The organism is Streptomyces sp. NBC_00388, from assembly GCF_036061255.1.
Taxonomy (GTDB): domain Bacteria; phylum Actinomycetota; class Actinomycetes; order Streptomycetales; family Streptomycetaceae; genus Streptomyces.
Genome location: NZ_CP107948.1, coordinates 5,367,187 through 5,387,254 on the forward strand (window position 1 = coordinate 5,367,187; position 20,068 = coordinate 5,387,254).

The 20,068-nt window shown below is 71.7% G+C and carries 18 protein-coding genes; 10 read left to right on the forward strand and 8 right to left on the reverse strand.

Translation table 11 applies throughout. The features are described from left to right. Nucleotides 1-6 precede the first annotated feature (6 nt). From OG917_RS24120 to OG917_RS24135, 4 genes are all read left to right on the forward strand, one after another. Nucleotides 7-594: a DUF6114 domain-containing protein gene (locus tag OG917_RS24120; protein WP_328319697.1), complete on the forward strand. Its 588-nt coding sequence runs from the start codon at nucleotides 7-9 to the stop codon at nucleotides 592-594. Further along, nucleotides 584-1,966: a hypothetical protein gene (locus OG917_RS24125; RefSeq protein WP_328322132.1), complete on the forward strand. Its 1,383-nt coding sequence runs from the start codon at nucleotides 584-586 to the stop codon at nucleotides 1,964-1,966. Before OG917_RS24120 ends, OG917_RS24125 begins: the two co-directional genes overlap by 11 nt. A gap of 234 nt (nucleotides 1,967-2,200) precedes the next feature. Continuing rightward, nucleotides 2,201-3,187: a hypothetical protein gene (locus OG917_RS24130; protein WP_328319698.1), complete on the forward strand. Its 987-nt coding sequence runs from the start codon at nucleotides 2,201-2,203 to the stop codon at nucleotides 3,185-3,187. Continuing rightward, a complete protein-coding gene (locus OG917_RS24135; protein WP_328319699.1) occupies nucleotides 3,129-3,707 on the forward strand; it encodes a dihydrofolate reductase family protein in 579 nt (192 codons plus the stop codon). Before OG917_RS24130 ends, OG917_RS24135 begins: the two co-directional genes overlap by 59 nt. A 130-nt stretch (nucleotides 3,708-3,837) precedes the next feature. On the opposite strand, the gene pyk is transcribed toward OG917_RS24135, so the two are convergent. From pyk to pta, 3 genes are all read right to left on the reverse strand, one after another. Beyond that, nucleotides 3,838-5,271 (reverse strand): pyruvate kinase, encoded by a 1,434-nt coding sequence (pyk, locus tag OG917_RS24140; protein ID WP_328319700.1) that lies wholly within the window; start codon nucleotides 5,269-5,271, stop codon nucleotides 3,838-3,840. Between the two features lie 81 nt (nucleotides 5,272-5,352). Further along, the gene (locus OG917_RS24145; RefSeq protein ID WP_328319701.1) at nucleotides 5,353-6,558 is read right to left on the reverse strand and encodes an acetate kinase; all 1,206 of its coding nucleotides are present in this window, start codon (nucleotides 6,556-6,558) and stop codon (nucleotides 5,353-5,355) included. Beyond that, on the reverse strand, nucleotides 6,555-8,654 hold the full coding sequence (gene pta, locus OG917_RS24150; RefSeq protein ID WP_328319702.1) for a phosphate acetyltransferase: 2,100 nt from the start codon (nucleotides 8,652-8,654) through the stop codon (nucleotides 6,555-6,557). The genes OG917_RS24145 and pta overlap by 4 nt, the downstream gene beginning before the upstream one ends. A gap of 353 nt (nucleotides 8,655-9,007) precedes the next feature. Here pta and OG917_RS24155 point away from each other — a divergent pair, with 353 nt between their 5' ends. Continuing rightward, complete coding sequence (locus OG917_RS24155; protein ID WP_328319703.1) at nucleotides 9,008-10,033, forward strand: ATP-dependent 6-phosphofructokinase; 1,026 nt, start codon at nucleotides 9,008-9,010, stop codon at nucleotides 10,031-10,033. A gap of 52 nt (nucleotides 10,034-10,085) precedes the next feature. Here OG917_RS24155 and OG917_RS24160 read toward each other — a convergent pair whose 3' ends face one another. The 3 genes from OG917_RS24160 to OG917_RS24170 all read right to left on the reverse strand — a co-directional run bounded on the left by OG917_RS24160 (nucleotide 10,086) and on the right by OG917_RS24170 (nucleotide 13,191). Beyond that, entirely contained in the window at nucleotides 10,086-10,760 is a 675-nt protein-coding gene (locus OG917_RS24160) for a helix-turn-helix domain-containing protein (protein WP_328319704.1), read from the reverse strand. A gap of 182 nt (nucleotides 10,761-10,942) precedes the next feature. Then, nucleotides 10,943-11,617 carry a response regulator gene (locus OG917_RS24165; RefSeq protein ID WP_328319705.1) on the reverse strand — a complete coding sequence of 225 codons (675 nt, stop codon included), beginning with the start codon at nucleotides 11,615-11,617 and terminating at the stop codon, nucleotides 10,943-10,945. Continuing rightward, nucleotides 11,614-13,191 (reverse strand): sensor histidine kinase, encoded by a 1,578-nt coding sequence (locus tag OG917_RS24170; protein ID WP_328319706.1) that lies wholly within the window; start codon nucleotides 13,189-13,191, stop codon nucleotides 11,614-11,616. Before OG917_RS24170 ends, OG917_RS24165 begins: the two co-directional genes overlap by 4 nt. Nucleotides 13,192-13,327: 136 nt before the next feature. On the opposite strand from OG917_RS24170, the gene OG917_RS24175 reads away from it, so the two are divergent. Next, nucleotides 13,328-14,746: a cation:dicarboxylate symporter family transporter gene (locus OG917_RS24175; protein ID WP_328319707.1), complete on the forward strand. Its 1,419-nt coding sequence runs from the start codon at nucleotides 13,328-13,330 to the stop codon at nucleotides 14,744-14,746. 82 nt (nucleotides 14,747-14,828) lie between these two features. Here OG917_RS24175 and OG917_RS24180 read toward each other — a convergent pair whose 3' ends face one another. Beyond that, on the reverse strand, nucleotides 14,829-15,404 hold the full coding sequence (locus tag OG917_RS24180) for a DNA-3-methyladenine glycosylase I (RefSeq protein WP_328319708.1): 576 nt from the start codon (nucleotides 15,402-15,404) through the stop codon (nucleotides 14,829-14,831). 361 nt (nucleotides 15,405-15,765) lie between these two features. Between OG917_RS24180 and OG917_RS24185 the strand changes: the two genes are divergently transcribed. After that, on the forward strand, nucleotides 15,766-16,797 hold the full coding sequence (locus OG917_RS24185) for an alcohol dehydrogenase catalytic domain-containing protein (protein ID WP_328319709.1): 1,032 nt from the start codon (nucleotides 15,766-15,768) through the stop codon (nucleotides 16,795-16,797). A gap of 52 nt (nucleotides 16,798-16,849) precedes the next feature. On the opposite strand, the gene OG917_RS24190 is transcribed toward OG917_RS24185, so the two are convergent. Further along, on the reverse strand, nucleotides 16,850-17,533 hold the full coding sequence (locus OG917_RS24190) for a TetR/AcrR family transcriptional regulator (RefSeq protein ID WP_328319710.1): 684 nt from the start codon (nucleotides 17,531-17,533) through the stop codon (nucleotides 16,850-16,852). Nucleotides 17,534-17,619: 86 nt separating this feature from the next. Here OG917_RS24190 and OG917_RS24195 point away from each other — a divergent pair, with 86 nt between their 5' ends. From OG917_RS24195 to trxA, 3 genes are all read left to right on the forward strand, one after another. Continuing rightward, nucleotides 17,620-19,212, forward strand: a complete 1,593-nt coding sequence (locus tag OG917_RS24195; RefSeq protein ID WP_328319711.1) for an MFS transporter — start codon at nucleotides 17,620-17,622, stop codon at nucleotides 19,210-19,212. 90 nt (nucleotides 19,213-19,302) lie between these two features. Next, nucleotides 19,303-19,722: a MerR family transcriptional regulator gene (locus tag OG917_RS24200; RefSeq protein ID WP_328319712.1), complete on the forward strand. Its 420-nt coding sequence runs from the start codon at nucleotides 19,303-19,305 to the stop codon at nucleotides 19,720-19,722. Further along, on the forward strand, nucleotides 19,719-20,051 hold the full coding sequence (trxA, locus tag OG917_RS24205; RefSeq protein WP_328319713.1) for a thioredoxin: 333 nt from the start codon (nucleotides 19,719-19,721) through the stop codon (nucleotides 20,049-20,051). Before OG917_RS24200 ends, trxA begins: the two co-directional genes overlap by 4 nt. Nucleotides 20,052-20,068: the final 17 nt, after the last annotated feature.

The window sequence follows — 20,068 nt, forward strand, 5'->3', positions numbered from 1 at the left end:
TTTTCCATGAGCGCCGAGTCCACAGGTTCCCGCGATTTCACCCACTGGCGGCTTCGCTTCCGCGCATGGCGGGGAAACCGTCCCTTCTGGGCGGGCCTGTTCACCATGGTGGGAGGCGTGCCGATCGCCTACTTCCCGTACGCCAACATGCACCTCGGCAATGTGACGCTGGCGATGTCCACCACCGCGGGTGCCGGATCGCTGATCATCGGCGTGCTGCTCGTCACGCTCGGTCTGACGATGTGGTTCCACGGCGTCGTGCGGGTGTTCGCGGGGATAGCGGCGATCCTGCTGGCGCTGATCTCCCTCCCGGTGGCGAACATCGGTGGCTTCGTCGTCGGCTTCCTGCTGTCGATGATCGGCGGGGCGCTCTCGCTCTCCTGGGCACCCGCCAAGCCGAACGCTGATCCGGCGGTGCCCGCCCAGGGCGGTTCCGTCGATGGGACCCCGCACGGAAGTACGCCCGAAGGCACCGCTCCCGCGGACGATTTCTCCGCCTTCGGCCAGGCACCGGCCGTCCCCGAGCAGCAGTCGGCCGCGTACGACAAGGACACGACAGTGGATGCCAACGGTGGGAGGCACCGTGCGGGGTGACGAAGCGCAGCTGAGTTCCACCGAAGGCGACGACATCCGGGAGAGAAGAGGGGGCCGTCACGCGGCCCCCAGGAAGTCACTGCTGACGAAGCTGCACATACCCGCGAGCAAGGCGATAGCCCTGGCGGCCATGCCGACCGCGGTGTTCGTCGGGATGGGTCTCACCCCCAAGCTGGCGATGGCCGACGACCACGGCGACATCCCGTTCGCGGCCGGACCGTGTGTGTCCCGCTCCGACGACCCGAGCCCCTCGGCGAAGCCGTCGGACTCACCGAGCCCCTCCAGCAGCGCGTCGGACGACGCGGCCAAGAAGGACGACAAGGCCGGTAAGGACGACAAGGCCGCCGGCACCCCGGCCACTCCGTCCCCGTCGGCCACGCCCTCGGCGGGCGCGTCCGGCGAGAAGTCCCAGGAATCCGCGGCTGGTTCGTCAGGTTCGTCCGCATCGGACGATGCGGCGTCCTCGGCCGGCTCGTCACCGGCCGCGACGCAGTCGAAGAACCCGCTGGATCCGCTGGGCGTGGGCGACGCCCTCAAGCACCTCTTCAACCCGGACAAGGACACGGCGAGCCCGTCCCCGGACCCGTCCTCCTCCGCTTCGCCCACCGCGGCGGAGAAGAAGGCGGCCGAGAAGAAGGCAGCCGAGAAGAAGGCGGCCGAGAAGAAAGCCGCCGAGAAGAAGGCGGCGGACGAGAAGGCCGGGGACTCCGCGGCGAAGAAGGCCGGCGAGCTCACCGGGGCGGCGAAGAGCACGGCGGACAAGACCGCCGAGAAGATCCGCGAGGCCGCAGCCGAAGCCGGCAAGTCGGTCAAGGACCTCCCCTCGGGCGTCAAGGGTCTCGACCCCAAGAAGGACACCGCCATTCCGGACGGCGCCAAGCCGTCCTACCCGTGCCCGACCGCCGACCCGAAGGCGCTCGCCGCGGCCGATCTGGAACCGGGCATCCCTGCCCTGCCCGACGACCCGTGGACGCTGAAGAGCTCGATGCTGACCCTCAACGGCCTGGACTACAAGGGCATCGTCGAGGTCAGGACGGGCAGCGGCAAGATCAAGAAGGTCCTCAAGTTCACCTCGTCCTCACTGGACATCAAGGACCTGCACCAGACGACCGTCGGCCCGAACGGGGCCACCGGCCATGTGAAGGCCGCATCGGGCTCGACGTCGACCATCCGCGACGGGCAGGTCACGATGTACACGGAGTCGCTGAAGGGCAACCTCTTCGGCCTCATCCCGATCACCTTCAGCCCCGACTCCCCGCCGCCGATCAACGTGCCGTTCGCGTTCTTCACGAACGTCACGGTGAAGCAGGCAGGCCAGTTCGGCGGCACGCTCCATGTGCCCGGTCTCCAGAACTACTTCACCGGCGCCTGACCCGCCGGCGCGAGAACGTCCGGGAGCCGCGGAACGGCTGTGGCCCGCACCCCCCGACCGGGGGTGCGGGCCACAGCCGTATGCCGGAGGGGCCGGGTGCGGTCCGCCGGCGGCCGGTGTCCGGCACGCGGAGACGGCCCGTGGGGCAGAATCGCCCTTGCCGGACCTGTGTACGAGGACCGGACAGGGATCCGTGCGTCCGGGTGACGGGCGGGGAGCGTGGGGGAGTGAGCGGTGGGGGCTGTCGACGGCTGCCGTACGACCGGCGACGACGGGAGCGGGCCCGCCGAGCGGGTCCTGCTGCCCCCCGGCCCAGGCCGGTCCGCCGCCCGCGGGTGGGGCCTTGCGGCGTACGTGAAGCGCCTGCCGGCGTCCGGGAAGGACCTGCTGCGCGGCGAGTGGCTGCGGATCGCGGTCCAGCCGTGGCGGACGCTCCGTCGGCGCGGGGCGCCCGGGGTCGCGCTGGGCGTGCTGGCCGTCCTGTCGGTGATCGTCGTCCATGAGCTGCTGCGGACCCACGCGGGCGCCCTCGCGATACGGCTGACCGGCGAGGTCCGGGGCGATCTGCCGCTCCCGCTGGTCCTGCTGCGGACCCCGGTCTCGCTGGTCCTCGCCGACCCCGGGCTGCCCGTGTGGGCGGGGCTGCCCCGACTGTTTCTCGCTGTCGCGCTCGCCGAACTCCTCATCGGCCGCGGCCGGACCCTGCTGATCGCCTGCGGCACCTCCCTCGCGGGCACCCTGGGTGCACGGGCGATGATCGCGCTGGGACACGGCCCGCTGGGGTTGCCGCCAGGGACCGCGCACGTCCTCGACACCGGCCCCTCCGCCGCGGTGGCCGGGCTCTTCGCGTATCTGGCCGTGGTCCGGCGCGCGCCGGTGTTCGGCGTGCTGACGAGCGGGGTGATCGTCGTGCAGTCGGTGCTCAGGCCCAATCTCGCGGGGCGGGAGCATCTGCTGGCCGTGGGGCTCGCGGTGGTCGCCGGCGCGCTCGTCTCGGTCCGGTCCCGGCGGACGGGCGGCGAGCCCACCGGTCCGGTCCCGGCGGACGGACGGCGGCGGCGGGCCCCCCGGGGCCGTGGCGGGGTGACCGGGTTTCCGGGGCGCGCGGGCGTATTGTCCGGCCCGCCTGCGTCATTCCGGCCCGACCCCTGTGAGGACCGCCGTGCGAAAGATCATCCTGATGATGTCGACCTCCCTGGACGGATACATCGAGGGCCCTGACCGGGACATCGGCTGGCACCGGGTCGACGACGAACTCCACCGCCACATGAACGCCTACCTGGCGACGATGGGCGGTTTCCTGGACGGGCGGGTCGTCCATGAACTGATGGCGGACTACTGGCCGACCGCCGACGCCGACCCGGGCTGCAGCGCCGTGGTGAAGGAGTTCGCGGCCCTCTGGCGCGAGATGCCCAAGACCGTGTACTCCAGGACCCTGGAGTACACCGACTGGAACACCACCGTCGTACGGGAGGTGGTCCCCGACGAGGTGCGGGCGCTCAAGGCCCTGCCCGGCGGGGACCTCGCGCTCGGCGGTGCCGGTCTCGCCGCGTCCTTCCTGGCGCACGGGCTGATCGACGAGTTCCGTATCTACGTCCACCCGGTGCTCATCGGCGGCGGCACCCCGCTCTTCCCGGCCGCGGGTACCACCGTCGGTCTCGACCTCGTGGAGACCCGGACCTTCGGCAACGGGGTCGTCGTCCTGCACTACCGGAAGCCCAGTGAGGCCGCACCCGGGTGACGGCCGGGTCGGCCCCCGGACCGGCCTCGGGCCGCCTGCCCGGTGGCCCCTGCGGACGTGCGCGGAGACGGCTGTGGCCCGCGGCCCTCTCAGGAGGGCGCGGGCCACAGCCGTACGGCGCGGAGCCGGGTCAGCTCTGGGTGTCCTCGCCGCCCAGGTGGTGCACCCGGACCATGTTGGTGGTGCCGGGGACACCGGGGGGCGAGCCCGCGGTGATGATCATGCGGTCGCCGTCGTTGTAGCGCTTCAGCTTCAGCAGCTCGGCGTCGACCAGGTCGACCATCGCGTCCGTGTTGTCCACGTGCGGGACCACGTAGGACTCGACGCCCCAGCTCAGCGCGAGCTGACTGCGGGTCGCCTCGTCCGTCGTGAAGGCCAGGATGGGCTGGCAGGTGCGGTACCGGGAGAGACGGCGGGCCGTGTCGCCGGACTGAGTGAAGGCGACCAGCGCCTTCGCGTCCAGGAAGTCCGCGATCTCGCAGGCCGCACGGGCCACCGAACCGCCCTGCGTGCGCGGCTTCTTGCCGGGCACCAGCGGCTGCAGGCCCTTGGAGAGCAGCTCCTCCTCGGCGGCGACCACGATCTTCGACATGGTCTTGACCGTCTCGACCGGGTACGCGCCCACGCTCGACTCGGCGGAGAGCATGACCGCGTCCGCGCCGTCGAGGATGGCGTTGGCGACGTCGGACGCCTCGGCGCGCGTCGGGCGCGAGTTGGTGATCATCGACTCCATCATCTGGGTCGCGACGATCACCGGCTTGGCGTTGCGGCGGCAGAGCTCGATGAGGCGCTTCTGCACCATCGGGACCTTTTCGAGCGGGTACTCGACGGCCAGGTCGCCACGGGCGACCATGACTCCGTCGAAGGCCGCGACGACGCCCTCCATGTGGGCGACCGCCTGCGGCTTCTCGACCTTGGCGATGACGGGGACCCGGCGGCCCTCCTCGTCCATGATCTTGTGCACGTCGATGACGTCGCTCGCGTCGCGCACGAAGGAGAGGGCGACCAGGTCGCAGCCCATCCGCAGCGCGAACCGCAGGTCGTCGATGTCCTTCTCGGACAGGGCCGGGACGTTCACCGCGGCACCGGGCAGGTTGATGCCCTTGTGGTCGGAGATGACACCGCCCTCGATGACGATGGTCCTGACCTCGGAACCCTCGACCTCGACGACCTTGAGCTCGACGTTCCCGTCGTTGATCAGGATCGGGTCGCCCTTGGTGACATCGCCCGGCAGCCCCTTGTAGGTGGTGCCGCAGATGGTCTTGTCACCGGGGACGTCATCGGCGGTGATGGTGAACTCGTCACCGCGCACCAGCTCGACCGGGCCCTCGGCGAAGGTCTCCAGGCGGATCTTCGGGCCCTGGAGGTCGGCCAGCACCCCCACGGCGCGGCCCGTGGCCTCCGAAGCCTTCCGGACGCGGTGGTACCGCTCCTCGTGCTCCGCGTGGGACCCGTGGCTCATATTCAGACGGGCCACATTCATGCCGGCCTCGATGAGCGTTTTCAGCTGCTCATAGGAGTCGACGGCTGGGCCCAGTGTGCAGACGATTTTGGAACGGCGCATGAGGCGGATCCTATCGGTTTGTTTCCCTGCGGAATATTCCGTCTGGTGGAAAGTACAAATGGGCGGTGTGGTGCTCAGGTGTCAACTCTTCACCAAGGCGTAGACCTGCTGCGCGATTTCGCGTTCCTCGTCTGTCGGAACCACGGTGACGGCCACCCGGGCCCCCTCCGGAGAAATAAAACGGGGCTTGTCGGAACGTACGGCATTGAGCCCGGCGTCGACCGTGAGGCCCAGCCCCTCCAGGCCCGCGACGGCGGCGGCACGCACCGGGGCCGAGTTCTCGCCGACCCCCGCGGTGAATGCCACGGCGTCCACCCGCCCGAGTACCGCGGTATAGGCCCCGATGTACTTCTTCAGCCGCTGTACGTAAATGGCGAAGGCCAGCTGGGCCGACCGGTCCCCCTCGTCGGTCCTGCGGACGATTTCCCGCATGTCGTTGTCCCCGCAGAGCCCGACCAGGCCGCTCTTCTTGTTGAGCAGCGCGTCGATCTCGTCGACGGACATTCCGGCCACCCGGGTCAGATGGAAGATCACGGCCGGGTCGATGTCGCCGGACCGGGTGCCCATCACCAGGCCCTCCAGCGGCGTCAGCCCCATGGAGGTGTCGACGCAGACGCCGCCGGCCACCGCGGACGCCGACGCGCCGTTCCCGAGGTGCAGCACGATGACGTTGGTCTCCCCGGGGGTCCGGCCGAGCAGGGCGGCGGCCTCGCGCGAGACGTACGCGTGCGAGGTGCCGTGGAAGCCGTACCGGCGGATGCGGTGGGCGTCCGCGGTCTCCACGTCGATCGCGTACCGGGCCGCGTACTCCGGCATCGTCGTGTGGAACGCGGTGTCGAAGACGGCCACTTGGGGGAGGTCGGGGCGCAGGGCGCGGGCGGTACGGATGCCGGTGATGTTGGCGGGGTTGTGCAGCGGGGCGACGGGCACCAGCCGTTCGATCTCCTGGAGCACCGCGTCGTCCACGACGGTCGGCTCGGTGAACTTCAGCCCGCCGTGCACCACCCGGTGCCCGATCGCCGCCAGCTCCGGGGAGTCCAGGCCGAGTCCGTCGGTGTCCAGCTCGGCCGCGACGGCTTCCAGCGCGGCAGTGTGGTCGGCGATGCGTCCGGTCCGCTCACGGGCCGTGCCGCCGTCCGCGAGCAGCGTGTGCTTGATCCGTGAGGTCTCCTCACCGATCCGCTCGACCAGGCCCATCGCCAGACGGCTGCCGTCCGCCATGTCGAGGAGCTGGTACTTCACCGACGAGGAGCCGGAGTTGAGAACGAGAACACGGGTGGCGGTCATACGGATTCCTCCTGGGCGCGGCTCCGGTCCTCGCCCTGAGCCTGGATCGCGGTGATCGCGACGGTGTTGACGATGTCCTCGACGAGCGCGCCCCGCGACAGGTCGTTGACGGGCTTGCGCAGCCCCTGGAGCACCGGACCGACCGCCACGGCGCCGGCCGAACGCTGCACGGCCTTGTAGGTGTTGTTGCCGGTGTTGAGGTCGGGGAAGATCAGTACGCTGGCCCGTCCCGCGACCGCCGACCCCGGCAGCTTGGTCGCCGCCACGGACGGCTCGACAGCGGCGTCGTACTGGATGGGCCCCTCGATCAGTAGATCCGGTCTGGCGGCCCGGACCAGCTCGGTGGCCCGGCGTACCTTGTCGACGTCCGCACCGGAACCCGAGGTGCCGGTCGAGTACGAGAGCATCGCGATGCGCGGCTCCACACCGAACTGGGCCGCGGTCGCCGCCGCCTGGACCGCGATGTCCGCGAGCTGCCTGTCGTCCGGGTCGGGGTTGACCGCGCAGTCGCCGTACACCAGCACCTTGTCCGCGAGGCACATGAAGAACACCGACGAGACGATCGATGCGTCCGGCTTCGTCTTGATGATCTCGAACGCGGGCCGGATGGTCGCGGCCGTCGAGTGCACCGCGCCCGAGACCATGCCGTCGGCCAGGCCCTCCTGGACCATCAGCGTGCCGAAGTACGAGGCGTCGGCGACCACGTCGTGGGCCAGCTCGACGGTCATGCCCTTGTGCGCGCGCAGCTCCGCGTACACCTCGGCGAACCGCTGGCGCAGTTCCGATGTCTCCGGGTCGGTGACATCGGCCTGCGACAGGTCGATGCCCAGGTCGGCGGCGCGCTTGCGGACCGTCTCCGGATCGCCGAGCAGCGTCAGGTCGCAGACCCCGCGGCGCAGCAGGATGTCCGCGGCGCGCAGCACCCGCTCCTCGGTGCCCTCGGGCAGCACCACCCGGCGGCGGTCGGCCCGCGCGGTCTCCAGCAGATCGTGCTCGAACATCATCGGGGTGACCCGGCCGCTGCGGGCCACCGACAGCCGGTCCAGCAGCTCCGCGGTGTCCACATGGCGCTCGAAGAGGCCCAGCGCGGTCTCCGCCTTGCGCGGGGTCGCCGCGTCCATCCGGCCCTCCAGGGCGAACAGCTCACCCGCGGTCGGGAACGACCCGCCCGACACGGCGACCACGGGGGTGCCGGGCGCCAGCCGGCCCGCGAGTTCGAGGATCGCATCGACGGGTCGCTCGTCCAGGGTCAGCAGCACCCCGGCGATCGGCGGGGTGCCCGCGCTGTGTGCGGCGAGCGAGCCGACCACCAGGTCCGACCGGTCGCCGGGGGTGACGACCAGGCAGCCGGGTGTGAGCGCGTTCAGGAAGTTCGGCAGCATCGCCCCGCCGAACACGAAGTCCAGCGCGTCCCTGGCCAGCCCCGCCTCGTCACCGAGCAAGACCGTGCCGCCCAGCGCCTGGCTGATCTGCGCGACCGTCGGCGCGGCCAGCGCCGGTTCGTCGGGCAGTACCGAGCACGGCACCGGAAGCTGTCCGGCGAGCTGCCCGGCCACATCGTCGCGGTCGCCGGGGGCGACCCGGTTCACCGCCATGGTGATGACGTCACAGCCCAGCCCCTGGTAGGCGCGGTAGGCGTTGCGGGTCTCGGCGCGTACGGACTCGGGCGTCTGCCCCTTGCCGCCGACGACCGTGATCACCGAGGCGCCGAACTCGTTCGCCAGCCGGGCGTTCAGGGCCAGCTCGTCGGGGAGCTGGGTGGCCGAGAAATCGGTACCGAGGACGAGTACCACCTCGTAGTCGCGGGCCACCTCGTGGAAGCGGCCGACCAGGCGCGAGACCAGCTCGTCCGTGCCCAGCTCGGCCTGGAGGGCGGATGCCTCGTGGTAGTCCATGCCGTACACCGAGGCCGGGTCCTGGCTCAGCCGGTAGCGGGACCGCAGCAGCTCGAACATCCGGTCCGGCGCGTCGTGCACCAGCGGCCGGAAGATCCCGACCCGGTCCACCTGGCGGGTGAGGAGCTCCATGACCCCCAGCTCGACGACCTGGCGGCCGTCGCCGCGATCGATCCCGGTCACGTACACGCTGCGCGTCACGCGTGATCTCCGTCCTTGGTCCAGCGGTCTTCGAGGCCTTCGGGGTCTCGCGGTCTTCGATGGGGTCCGTGGTTCCCGCGGGCCCCGCGGTCTCGTGGACCCCGCGGTCCTCACCGGCCCCGGCCCGCGGTCTCCGGGCCGTACCGGGCGGTGGCGCCGGGCTGCGGGGGGCCGCCCGCAGCGGCCCGGCACGCCCTTCTGACAGTACCCTCGGGGCTGGCCGGGCCGCCTGTCCACGTCGCTCCGCCCCGCCCGGCCGGTCCACGGGACCGCCGGGCACGCCCCACGGGCGGCCGGGCGTGGAAGAATCGGCACGGCTCGCAGGTACCACTAGGAGCAGGAGAATCAGCACGATGCGCATCGGAGTCCTCACCGCGGGCGGCGACTGCCCCGGTCTCAATGCCGTCATCCGGTCGGTCGTGCACCGTGCCGTGGCCGGGCACAACGACGAAGTCATCGGCTTCGAGGACGGCTTCAAGGGCCTGCTCGACGGCCACTACCGGCCCCTCGACCTCAACGCGGTCAGCGGCATCCTCGCCCGGGGCGGCACCATCCTCGGCTCCGCCCGGCTGGAGCGCGACCGGCTGCGCGAGGCCGCGGAGAACTGCGCCGAGCTGACCCAGCGGTACGGCATCGACGCGCTCATCCCGATCGGCGGGGAGGGCACCCTCACCGCGGCCCGGATGCTCTCCGACGCCGGGATGCCCGTGGTGGGCGTCCCCAAGACCATCGACAACGACATCTCGGGCACGGACCGCACCTTCGGCTTCGACACGGCCGTCGGCGTCGCGACCGAGGCGATCGACCGGCTGAAGACCACCGCCGAGTCGCATCAGCGCGTGATGGTCGTCGAGGTCATGGGCCGGCACGCGGGGTGGATCGCCCTGGAGTCCGGCATGGCGGGCGGCGCCCACGGCATCTGCCTGCCCGAGCGCCGCTTCGAGGTCGACGACCTGGTGAAGATGGTCGAGGAGCGCTTCGCCCGCAGGAAGCGCTTCGCCGTCATCTGCGTCGCCGAGGGCGCGCACCCGGCCGAGGGCTCCATGCCGTACGAGAAGGGCGTCATCGACCAGTTCGGCCACGAGCGGTTCGCCGGTATCGGCACCCGCCTCGCCGTCGAACTGGAGACCCGGCTCGGCAAGGAGGCCAGGCCCGTCATCCTCGGCCACGTGCAGCGCGGCGGCACCCCGACCGCGTACGACCGCGTCCTGGCCACACGCTTCGGCTGGCACGCGGTGGAGGCGGTGCACCGCGGCGACTTCGGCAACATGACGGCGCTGCGCGGCACCGATATCGCGATGGTGCCGCTGGCGGACGCGGTGACGCACCTGAAGACGGTCGACGAGAGCCGGATGTACGAGGCGGAATCGGTCTTCTAGACCCGGTCCGCTGCTCCGGGGGCTGCCGGCCCGGGGCCCGGCGGGGGCCGGCTCAGCCCCCGGCGAGTTCCCAGAACCGCACCACGATCGAATCCAGGAACGCCCGGCCCGCGTCCCCCGTCCCCGCGGCCTCCGTCGACCCCCAGTTGAGGGTCGTCACCATCAGGGACTGGTAGTCGGAGTGCAGCCGCTCCAGCAGCTTCTCCAGCTCGGGGCGGGGGAGCGGGACGAGCTTGGCCGTGGCCCGTACATGAGCCTGCCAGCGGGTCGTCACCGCGCCGGTCAGGATGCCGGCCAGCTCGCCGTCGCGGCCGGTGGCCGTGAGGAAGGCCGCCGGGGTCAGCGCGAGGGCCTGGGCGAGCGCAGCCGACTGGCGCTCGTTGCCGCGCCAGCGGCCCGACTCCTCCGCCTTGAGATACGCGCCGGTGTCCATCCCGACCTGCCGGGCCACGTCCTCCGGCGCCATCCCCCGGGCCAGCCGGTGCTCCCGCAGGGTGACCGCCTCGACCAGCAGGTCGCCGGGGGAGCACCAGAGGACCCCGGCGAGCGCCGTCAGCTCGCGCGCGCTCGGTGCCTGCAGACCCCGCTCCCAGGCGGCCACCACGTCGGGGGTGACGAGAAGGCCGTACTGGGCGCGCAGCCCGTAAGCGACATGGCCGGGCGCCATGCCCAGCGCCTCACGCAGACGGCGCGCGGCGGGGGCATCGAAGGGCGGGGTCTGGTGCACGGGCACACGGTAAGGGCAAGCGTGCCCCCGCGAATACGGTTTGTTCGCACAGTCTCGGTATGTGGAGAAACGTACGGGACGGGGCGGTGCCCCGCGGCCGGGGCGATCAGGACGTAACGCACCGGCACGTGCGCGGGGCGGAGAGCCGCCCGGGCCCCGGCGACGGCAGCCGGTGCGGGCCGCTACGCATGGCTCAGCCACCGGTACTGCAGCTCCGGCCGGCCGATCTGTCCGTACTGGGGCCGGCGCACGGCCCGGCCCGTGGTCACCAGGTGTTCCAGATAGCGGCGCGCGGTGATCCGGGAGATGCCGACCGCCTCGGCGGTCGCGGTGGCCGTGGTCCCGTCGGGGGCCCCGCGCAGGGTGCGGGTCACCGCCTCCAGCGTGGGGGCGCTCAGGCCCTTGGGGAGCGAGGCCGGTTCAGGGGTGCGCAGGGTGGCCAGGGCCCGGTCCACCTCCTCCTGGCCGCTCGCCTCGCCCGCCGCAGCCCCGCGGAAGTCCGCGTACCGCACCAGGCGGTCGCGCAGGGTGGCGAAGGTGAACGGTTTCAGCACGTACTGCACCACCCCGAGCGAGACCCCCTCCCGTACGACGGCCAGATCGCGCGCCGAGGTCACCGCGATGACGTCCGCGGTGTGTCCCGCGGCGCGCAGCGAGCGGACCAGTTGCAGGCCGTGGCCGTCGGGCAGATGCAGATCGAGCAGCAGCAGGTCGACAGGGGTGCGGTCCAGGATCCGTACCGCCTCCGCCCGGGAGTGCGCCGTGCCCGTGACGGTGAAGCCGGGGACCCGGCCCACGTACAGCTCGTGGGCGTCCGCCGCCACCGGGTCGTCCTCGACCACCAGCACCCTGATCACGCCGGGGTCACCTCCTGTCGGACCGGCAGCCGTACGACGAACTCCGCGCCCGCCGCGGTGACCGTACCCCCGCCGCGCTGCACGGTCTGCCTGACCAGGGCCAGGCCGAGACCGCGGCCGGTGCTCTTCGTCGACCAGCCGAGCCGGAAGACGTCGTCGCCCGGGGAGACCCCTGGGCCGGTGTCGCGGACCCGGATCAGCAGCTCACCGCCGGCCGCGCGGACCGCCACCGTGACCCGGGCGCCGTCGCTGCCCTGGGCGGCGTCGACCGCGTTGTCGATCAGGTTGCCCAGGATCGTCACCAGATCGCGGGCGGGCAGCAGCCCCTCGTCGAGGACGCTGTCCTCGGCCAGTACGAGTTCGACCCCGCGCTCGTTGGCCTGCGCCGCCTTGCCGAGCAGCAGCGCGGCGAGCACCGGCTCGTCCACCGCGCCCACCACCCGGTCGGTGAGGGCCTGCGCCAGCTCCAGTTCCCCGGTGGCGAAATCCACCGCCTCAGCGGCCCGTCCCAGCTCGATCAGCGAGACGACGGTGTGCAGCCGGTTGGCCGCCTCATGGGCCTGTGCGCGCAGCGCCCGGGTGAAGCCGCGCTCGGAGTCCAGCTCACCGGCGAGCGCCTGGAGTTCGGTGCGGTCGCGCAGGGTGACGACCGTGCCGCGGTGCTCGCCCGAGGAGACCGGGCGGCTGTTGACGACCACGACCCGGTCGGCCGTCAGGTGCACCTCGTCCACCCGCGGCCCGTCCGCGAGCAGCAGTCCGGTGAGCGGGGCCGGCAGGCCCAGATCGGCGGCGCCGCGCCCCACCATGTCCTCGCCGAGACCCAGCAGTTCCCGGCCGCCGTCGTTGATGAGCGCGATACGGCGGTGGCTGTCCAGCATCAGCAGCCCCTCCCGTACGGCGTGCAGGGTGGCCTGGTGGTAGTCGTGCATCCGGCTCAGTTCGGCGGAGTTCATCCCGTGCGTGTGGCGGCGCAGCCGCGCGTTGATGACATACGTGCCGATGCCGCCGAGGGCGAGTGCGACCCCGGCGAACCAGAGCAGCACGCTCACCTGCGCCTGGAGCTGCGCGTCGATCCGCTCCACGGTGATGCCCGCGCTGACAAGGCCGGTGACCCTGCCGTGCGGACCGCCGTCCGCCCTGACCGGGGTGACGACCCGGGCGGACGGGCCGAGCGTGCCGGTGTAGGTCTCGGCGTACGTCCTGCCGCGCAGCGCCTCCGCGGTATGGCCCAGATAGTGCTCACCGATCCGGTCCGGGTCGGGGTGCGTCCAGCGGATCCCGTGGATGTCCATGATCGTCACGAAGGCCACCCCGGTGGAGCGGCGCACCTGCTCGGCGTACGGCTGGAGCACCGCGGACGGGTCGGCGGAGACGGTCGCCCGGCGCACGGAGGGGGAGAGGGCCACCGCGGTCGCGGCGGCCGTTGCCTGGCGCCGCGCTGCCGCCTGGGCCTGGCGCTGGTCCGACGCGTAACTGAACACGGCGCACCCGGCCACGATCACCGCGACGAGCACGACCTGCATCGCGAAGAGCTGGCCGGCCAGGCTGCGGGGCCGGGGAGTGCGTATGAGCATGGCCGACAGTCTGCACGCTGCGAAATCCGTGAACGAAATGCACGCAAGGGTGACCGCGGTCACACGCTGCTGGAGAGTCGCGGGGATCCACCGGGATGGTCAGGGACGTGGATCGGACGTGTACGAGGAGGCAAGCGTGTCCGCAGAGAAGCGGGACCGTACGCATTATCTGTATCTCGCGGTGATCGCCGCGGTGGTGCTCGGCATCGTGGTCGGCTTCGCCGCACCCGGCGTGGCCGTCGAACTCAAGCCGCTGGGCACGGGGTTCGTGAATCTCATCAAGATGATGATCTCGCCGATCATCTTCTGCACGATCGTGCTGGGCGTCGGCTCGGTCCGCAAGGCGGCCAAGGTCGGCGCGGTCGGCGGCCTGGCGCTCGGCTATTTCCTGGTGATGTCGACGGTGGCGCTGGCCATCGGCCTCGTCGTCGGGAACGTGCTGGAGCCGGGCTCGGGACTGCATCTGACGGAGGCGGTGCGGCACGCGGGCGCCGCGCAGGCCACCGGCGGCGGCGACTCCACAGCGGACTTCCTGCTCGGGATCATCCCGACGACCATGGTCTCCGCCTTCACGGAGGGCCAGGTCCTGCAGACGCTGCTCATCGCGCTCCTCTCCGGCTTCGCGCTGCAGGCGATCGGCCCGGCGGGGCGGCCGGTGCTGCGCGGTATCGAGCACATCCAGCGGCTGGTGTTCCGGATTCTCGCCATGATCATGTGGGCGGCCCCGGTGGGCGCGTTCGGGGCGATGGCGGCGGTGGTCGGCGAGACCGGTGTGGACGCGCTGAAATCCCTGGCTGTCATCATGATCGGCTTCTATCTGACCTGCGCGCTCTTCGTCTTCGTCGTGCTCGGCACGCTGCTGCGGCTGATCGCGGGCATGAACATCTTCCGGCTGCTGAAGTATCTGGGCCGTGAGTTCCTGCTGATCCTCTCCACCTCGTCGTCGGAGTCGGCGCTGGCCCGGCTGATCGCGAAGATGGAGCACCTGGGCGTGAGCAGGCCGGTCGCCGGGATCACGGTCCCGACGGGTTACTCCTTCAACCTGGACGGCACCGCCATCTATCTGACGATGTCGGCGCTCTTCGTCGCCAACGCGATGGACAAGCCGCTGAGCGGTGGTGAGCAGATCTCACTGCTGCTCTTCATGATCGTCGCGTCCAAGGGCGCGGCGGGGGTCACCGGGGCGGGTCTCGCCACGCTCGCCGGAGGTCTCCAGTCGCACCGCCCCGATCTGGTGGACGGGGTCGGGCTGATCGTCGGGATCGACCGTTTCATGAGTGAGGCGCGGGCGATGACCAACTTCGCAGGGAACGCCGTCGCGACGGTCCTGGTGGGCACCTGGACGAAGGAGATCGACAAGGCCCGGGCGGTGGAGGTGCTGTCCGGCCGGCTGCCGTTCGACGAGGCGACGCTGATGGACGACCGGCCTGGGCGTGCGGCGGCCGATGGCGACGCGGACCCCGGCGATGGCGCCGCCGGTGGCGCCGGCGGGCATGGTCCGCAGGACATGCCGGAGCCGCGGGACGGTGGCAAACAGCCGGTGGCGCGCTCCTGACCCGGCGCCGGACCGCCGGACGGGGCTGCTGCGGTGCGCACCCGCAAGGCCGCGGGCGCGCACCGCAGGTGGGTCCCGCGGCTCAGTCCGCCAGCGCCACCGCTGCCGGGCACCCCGCCCAGTGCTCGTCGACGACGCCGACGGCCTGGAGGTAGGCGTAGACGATGGTCGTTCCGACGAAGTTCATGCCGCGCCGTTTGAGGTCCTTGCTGATCCGGTCGGAGAGCTCCGTGCTGGCCGGAAGCGACTCGCCGGGGCCGGGACGCCTGACGACCGGCTTCCCGCCGGTCCACTGCCAGAGGTACGCGTCGAACGAGCCGAACTCCTCCTGTACGGCGAGGAAGGCCCGGGCGTTCTTCACCAGCGAGGCGACCTTCAGCCGGTTGCGCACGATGCCCGGATCGGTCAGCAGCTCCGCCAGCCTGGCCTCGTCGTACGCGGCGATCTTCGCCGGATCGAATCCGTCCAGCAGCCGCCGGTAGTTCTCCCGCTTGTTGAGCACGGTCGACCAGGAGAGCCCGGCCTGGGCGCCCTCCAGGATCAGGAACTCGAAGAGGTAGCGGTCGTCGTGCGAAGGGCGTCCCCACTCCTCGTCGTGGTAGGCGGCCATCAGGCCGGATCCGTCCGCCCAGGCGCAACGGTGTTCGGTGTGCTTCATACGGATTCCCTGGTGGTGCGGTCGGGCCGGGCTGAGGAGCGGGGCCGGGGAGGCGGCTGCGTGTGGGGCGGCAGGGGGATGCGGCGGGCGGTGACGGGTACTGCGGACGTACGGGTGGCGGACGGATGCCATGCTGCCACCGGCCACTGACATCGGGCCCCGGCCCTGTCCCGCGCCGGACAGGACGCCGTTCCCGTACCCCCGTCGACCCGGTTCGCCGTACGGTCCGGCGCCGTGCCGGGCGCCACGCGCGGTCCGCGCGTGGCCGATGGGGCGCCCAGTGCCCACACTGGGAGAGGCGGGCGGACCACGGACGCCCCGCGCACTTCTCGTACCCTCCCCCGAAGGCAAGGAAGGCCCCATGACATCCACCCCCTCGTCCCCCCGCGCGATGCAGGTAGCCGAGCCCGGCGGTCCCTTCGCCCTCGTCAGGACCGAGCTCCCGGAACCGGGTCCTGGCCAGGTCAGGATCGCCGTGGAGGCCTGCGGGATCTGTCACTCCGACGCGATGATCACCGGCGGGATGCTGCCCGGAGTGACGTTCCCTGTGACCACCGGCCACGAGATCGCGGGCCGGATCGACACGCTCGGTGCGGGCGTGGACGGCTGGGAGGCCGGTGACCGGGTGGCTGTCGGCTGGTACGGCGGCAGCTGCGGTTACTGCGAGGCCTGCCGGTCGGGCGACGGCGTCAACTGCGCGCGGCTCGAAATCCCGGGCGCCGCCTACCCCGGCGGCTACGCCGACACGGTCGTCGTACCGTCGGTCGCGCTGGCCCGGATCCCCGGCGAGCTGACCGCCGTCGAGGCGGCCCCGCTCGCCTGCGCGGGCGTCACCGTCTTCAACGCGCTGCGCCGCAGCGCGGCCCGCCCCGGCGACCTGGTCGCGATTCTGGGGGTCGGCGGACTGGGCCACCTCGGCGTGCAGTTCGCCGCGAAAATGGGGTTCCGTACGGTGGCGATCGCCCGCGGCGCGGAGAAGGCGAAGCTCGCGCACGGCCTCGGGGCCAGGCATTACATCGACAGCACCACCGAGAACGTCGCCGACGAACTCCAGCGGCTGGGCGGCGCGAAGGTCGTGCTCGCCACGGTCACCAACGGCGCGGCGATGACGGCGACCTTCGACGGTCTGGGCCGGCGCGGCGAACTCATCGTGGTCGGCGCCACCCCCGACGAGATGACGTTCAGCGGGCTGCAGTTCATCGGCGGCACGAAGAAGGTCTACGGCCACGCGTCGGGCACGGCCGTCGACACCGAGGACACCCTCCGCTTCGCCGCGCAGAGCGGGGTCCGCTCGTGGACCGAGGAGGCACCTCTGGAGGACGCGGGCAAGGCGTTCGACAGGATGCTGGCGGGATCGGCGCGCTTCCGCATGGTCCTCACCACCGGCCGCTGAACCCGGTCTGCCGCCCGGACCGGCCCGGTGAGCGGGCCACGGCTCCTCCCGCTCACCGCCGGCCGGGCCCGCGGTGAGCGGCGGCCGGACCTGCAGAGCGCCGTCCGGCCCTCACCCCCCCGTCCCGGTCCCCGAGCGCCGCGCTCACCACCGCGGCCGCCTGCGGGGCCGGGACCCCCGCTGTCATCAGCAGAGTGCCGGCCGCCGCCGCTCCGCCCTCCGCTGCCGGCAGAGCCCCCTCGTTCACGGCCTCCATCAGGCCGAAGAGCGCCTGCTCATGGACGTACGCCAGGGCCGCCGCAGGCAGGGGTGAGGTGAACACGCCCTCATCCAGGCCGTATTGGAGCAGTGCCGTGCAGGTCTCGCGCACCGGGGTGAGGCGCTGCTTGATTCCGGCCATCGTGACGCTGCGCTGCGCCAGTGCGACCAGCAGGCGGTAGCGGTCGGCGATCTCCCAGACCGCGAGGGTGGCGCGGGCCAGCGCCTCGGCCGGGTCGCTGATGCCTTCCCGCCCGGTGGCATGGGCCTCGACCACTGCGGCCGTCGCGTTGTCGACGAGCGCGCCGATCAGCGCCTCGCGGCTCGGGAAGTGACCGTAGACCGTGCGGCGTACGACTCCGGCCGCCCGGGCGATCTGGTCCATCGAGGCGTCCGGATCGTGCAGCAGCTCGGTGAGCGCCACATCCAGGATGCGGCGGCGGTTGGCGTCTGCTCGTCCGGAAGTCACGGGCCCCATTTTGCACCGCGCCGGGAAGCGCGTTAAATTGCACAGCAGTGTGTAATTGCACAAGCATGTGCAAGTAGTAGGGATGGTGGAGCGTCATGAATCTCGTGGTGAAGCAACCGGTCGCAGAGATGGAAGGCCCGTACCGGCGCCGCTGGTGGGCGCTGCTGGTCCTCTGTCTGAGCCTGCTGATCATCGTGATGGCGAACACCGCCCTGACGGTCGCGGCGCCCGACATGACCCAGGACCTGGGGCTCAGCAGCGCCGACCTCCAGTGGGTCATCGACGGCTACACCGTCCCGTACGCGGCCCTGATGCTGCTGCTCGGTGCCATCGGCGACAAATACAGCAGGCGCGGCGCGCTCGTGCTCGGGCTCGTCGTCTTCGGAGGGGGAGCGGTCGCGGGGTCGCTGGTCGGCAGCGCCACGGGCGTCATCGCGGCCCGCGCCGTCATGGGCGTCGGCGCGGCGATGATCATGCCTGCCACGCTGTCGCTGCTCGCCGCGAGTTTCCCGCGTGCCGAGCGCGCCAAGGCGATCGTGCTGTGGACGGCCACCGCGGGCCTGGCCATCGCCGCCGGCCCGCTGGTCGCGGGGGCGCTGCTCCAGCACCACGGCTGGGCGTCCACCTTCCTGATCAACGTGCCCATCGCGGTCCTCGCCATCATCGGCGCCTTCGTCCTGGTGCCGCCGTCGAAGGCCGGGCACCACGACCGGATCGACTACGTGGGCGGGCTGCTCTCGGTGGTCTCCGTCGGCGCTCTCGTCTACATGATCATCGAAGGGCCGCACTTCGGCTGGGGCGCCAAGGCCATCACGGCCGCCGTCGTGGCGGGCGCCGGATTCGTCGCGTTCGTGCTGTGGGAGCTGCGGCACCCGCGTCCTGTGCTCGACGTACGGCGCTACCTCGACCGGGGCTTCGCCGGATCCAACCTCGCCGTCGCCCTCTTCTTCCTGGCCGTGTTCGGCGCCTTCTACTACCTGACCCAGCACCTCCAGTTCGTCCTCGGCTTCGACGCCTTCGAGACGGGGGTGCGGATGCTGCCGCTGGCCGGTGCGGTCTTCGTCGGCTCGGCGCTGACCGGGATCCTGACGCCCCGGCTCGGGATGCGGGTCACCGTCACGGCGGGCATGGTCGGCGGAACCGCCTCGCTGGCGCTGCTCACCCGGATCGACGCGGCCTCCGGGTACGGGGAGTTCGTCCTGCCGCTGGTCCTGCTCGGCCTGGCCATCGGACTCGCCCTGTCGCCGTGCACCGACGCGATCATGGGCGCCTTCCCGGAGTCCGAACTGGGCGTCGGAGGCGCGGTCAACGACACCTCGATCGAGTTGGGCGGCTCACTGGGCATCGCGATTCTCGGGTCGGTGCTCTCCGGCGCGTACTCCTCGCACCTCGCGGACGCGGTCGGCGGCAAGCTGCCGGCCGGTGTCCTGAGCACCGCCCAGGACTCGGTGGGCGCGGGCCTGGCCGTGGCGCGGAAGGCCGGCGCCACGGCGGGGCCCGAACAGGCGCGGGCCCTGGCGGACGCGGTGAACGGCGCCTTCTCGGAGGCGGTCGCCCACACCAGCCTGGTCGGCGCGGTGATCCTCGGGGTGGGCACGGTGCTGGTGGCCGTCCTGATCCCGGGCCGCGGCCGGCGTACGGAGCCGGAAGCGGCGCCCGCGGACGAGCCGGTGGCCACCTCGGTCTGAGCCGGAGTGACGGCCAGTGAGGGCCACCCCCGCGGTCGCCGCAGGGGTGGCCCTTGCCTTGACGCCGACGTCAAGGATTACCTTCGGGGCATGCGAATCGGCGAGCTGGCGGAGCGGGCCGGGACCACCACCCGCGCTCTGCGCTACTACGAGTCCCGGGAGCTGCTGCCCGCACGGCGGGCGGTGAACGGCTACCGGACGTACGACGAGGACGATCTGCGGCTCCTCCAGCAGATCAGGACGCTCCAGGACTTCGGCTTCGACCTGGAGGAGACCAGGCCGTTCGTCGAATGCCTGCGTGCCGGGCACCCGGCGGGCGACGCCTGCCCCGCCTCGCTCGCCGTCTACCGCCGCAAACTGTCCGAGCTGGACGCGCTGATCGGGCAGCTCCAGGGAGTCCGCCGCCAGGTGGGAGCGGAACTGGCGCGTGCCGAGGCCGAGTTGCCTGACGGCCCGGAGCCGCGTTGCGAACTGTCCGGAAGAGCCGAGTGGGAGGAAGACCGGAAATGATCCACGCAGAGGGCGTCGGCACCGTGACCGATGCCGATTTCGACACCGAGGTGCTCGCGGCAGGACTGCCGGTCCTGGTCGAGTTCACCGCCGACTGGTGCGGACCGTGCCGTCAGCTCGCGCCGGTCCTGAGCGCCGTCGCGGGCGAGGAGGCGGGACGCCTCAAGGTCGTACAGCTGGACGCCGACAGCAACCCGGATGTGATGGTCCGGTACGGGGTGATGTCGATGCCCACCCTCATGGTCTTCCGTGACGGGGAGCCGGTGAAGTCCATGGTCGGCGCCCGCCCGAAACGGCGGCTGCTCCAGGAGCTGGCCGAGGTGCTCTGACCCGGAGGCAGCCCCGC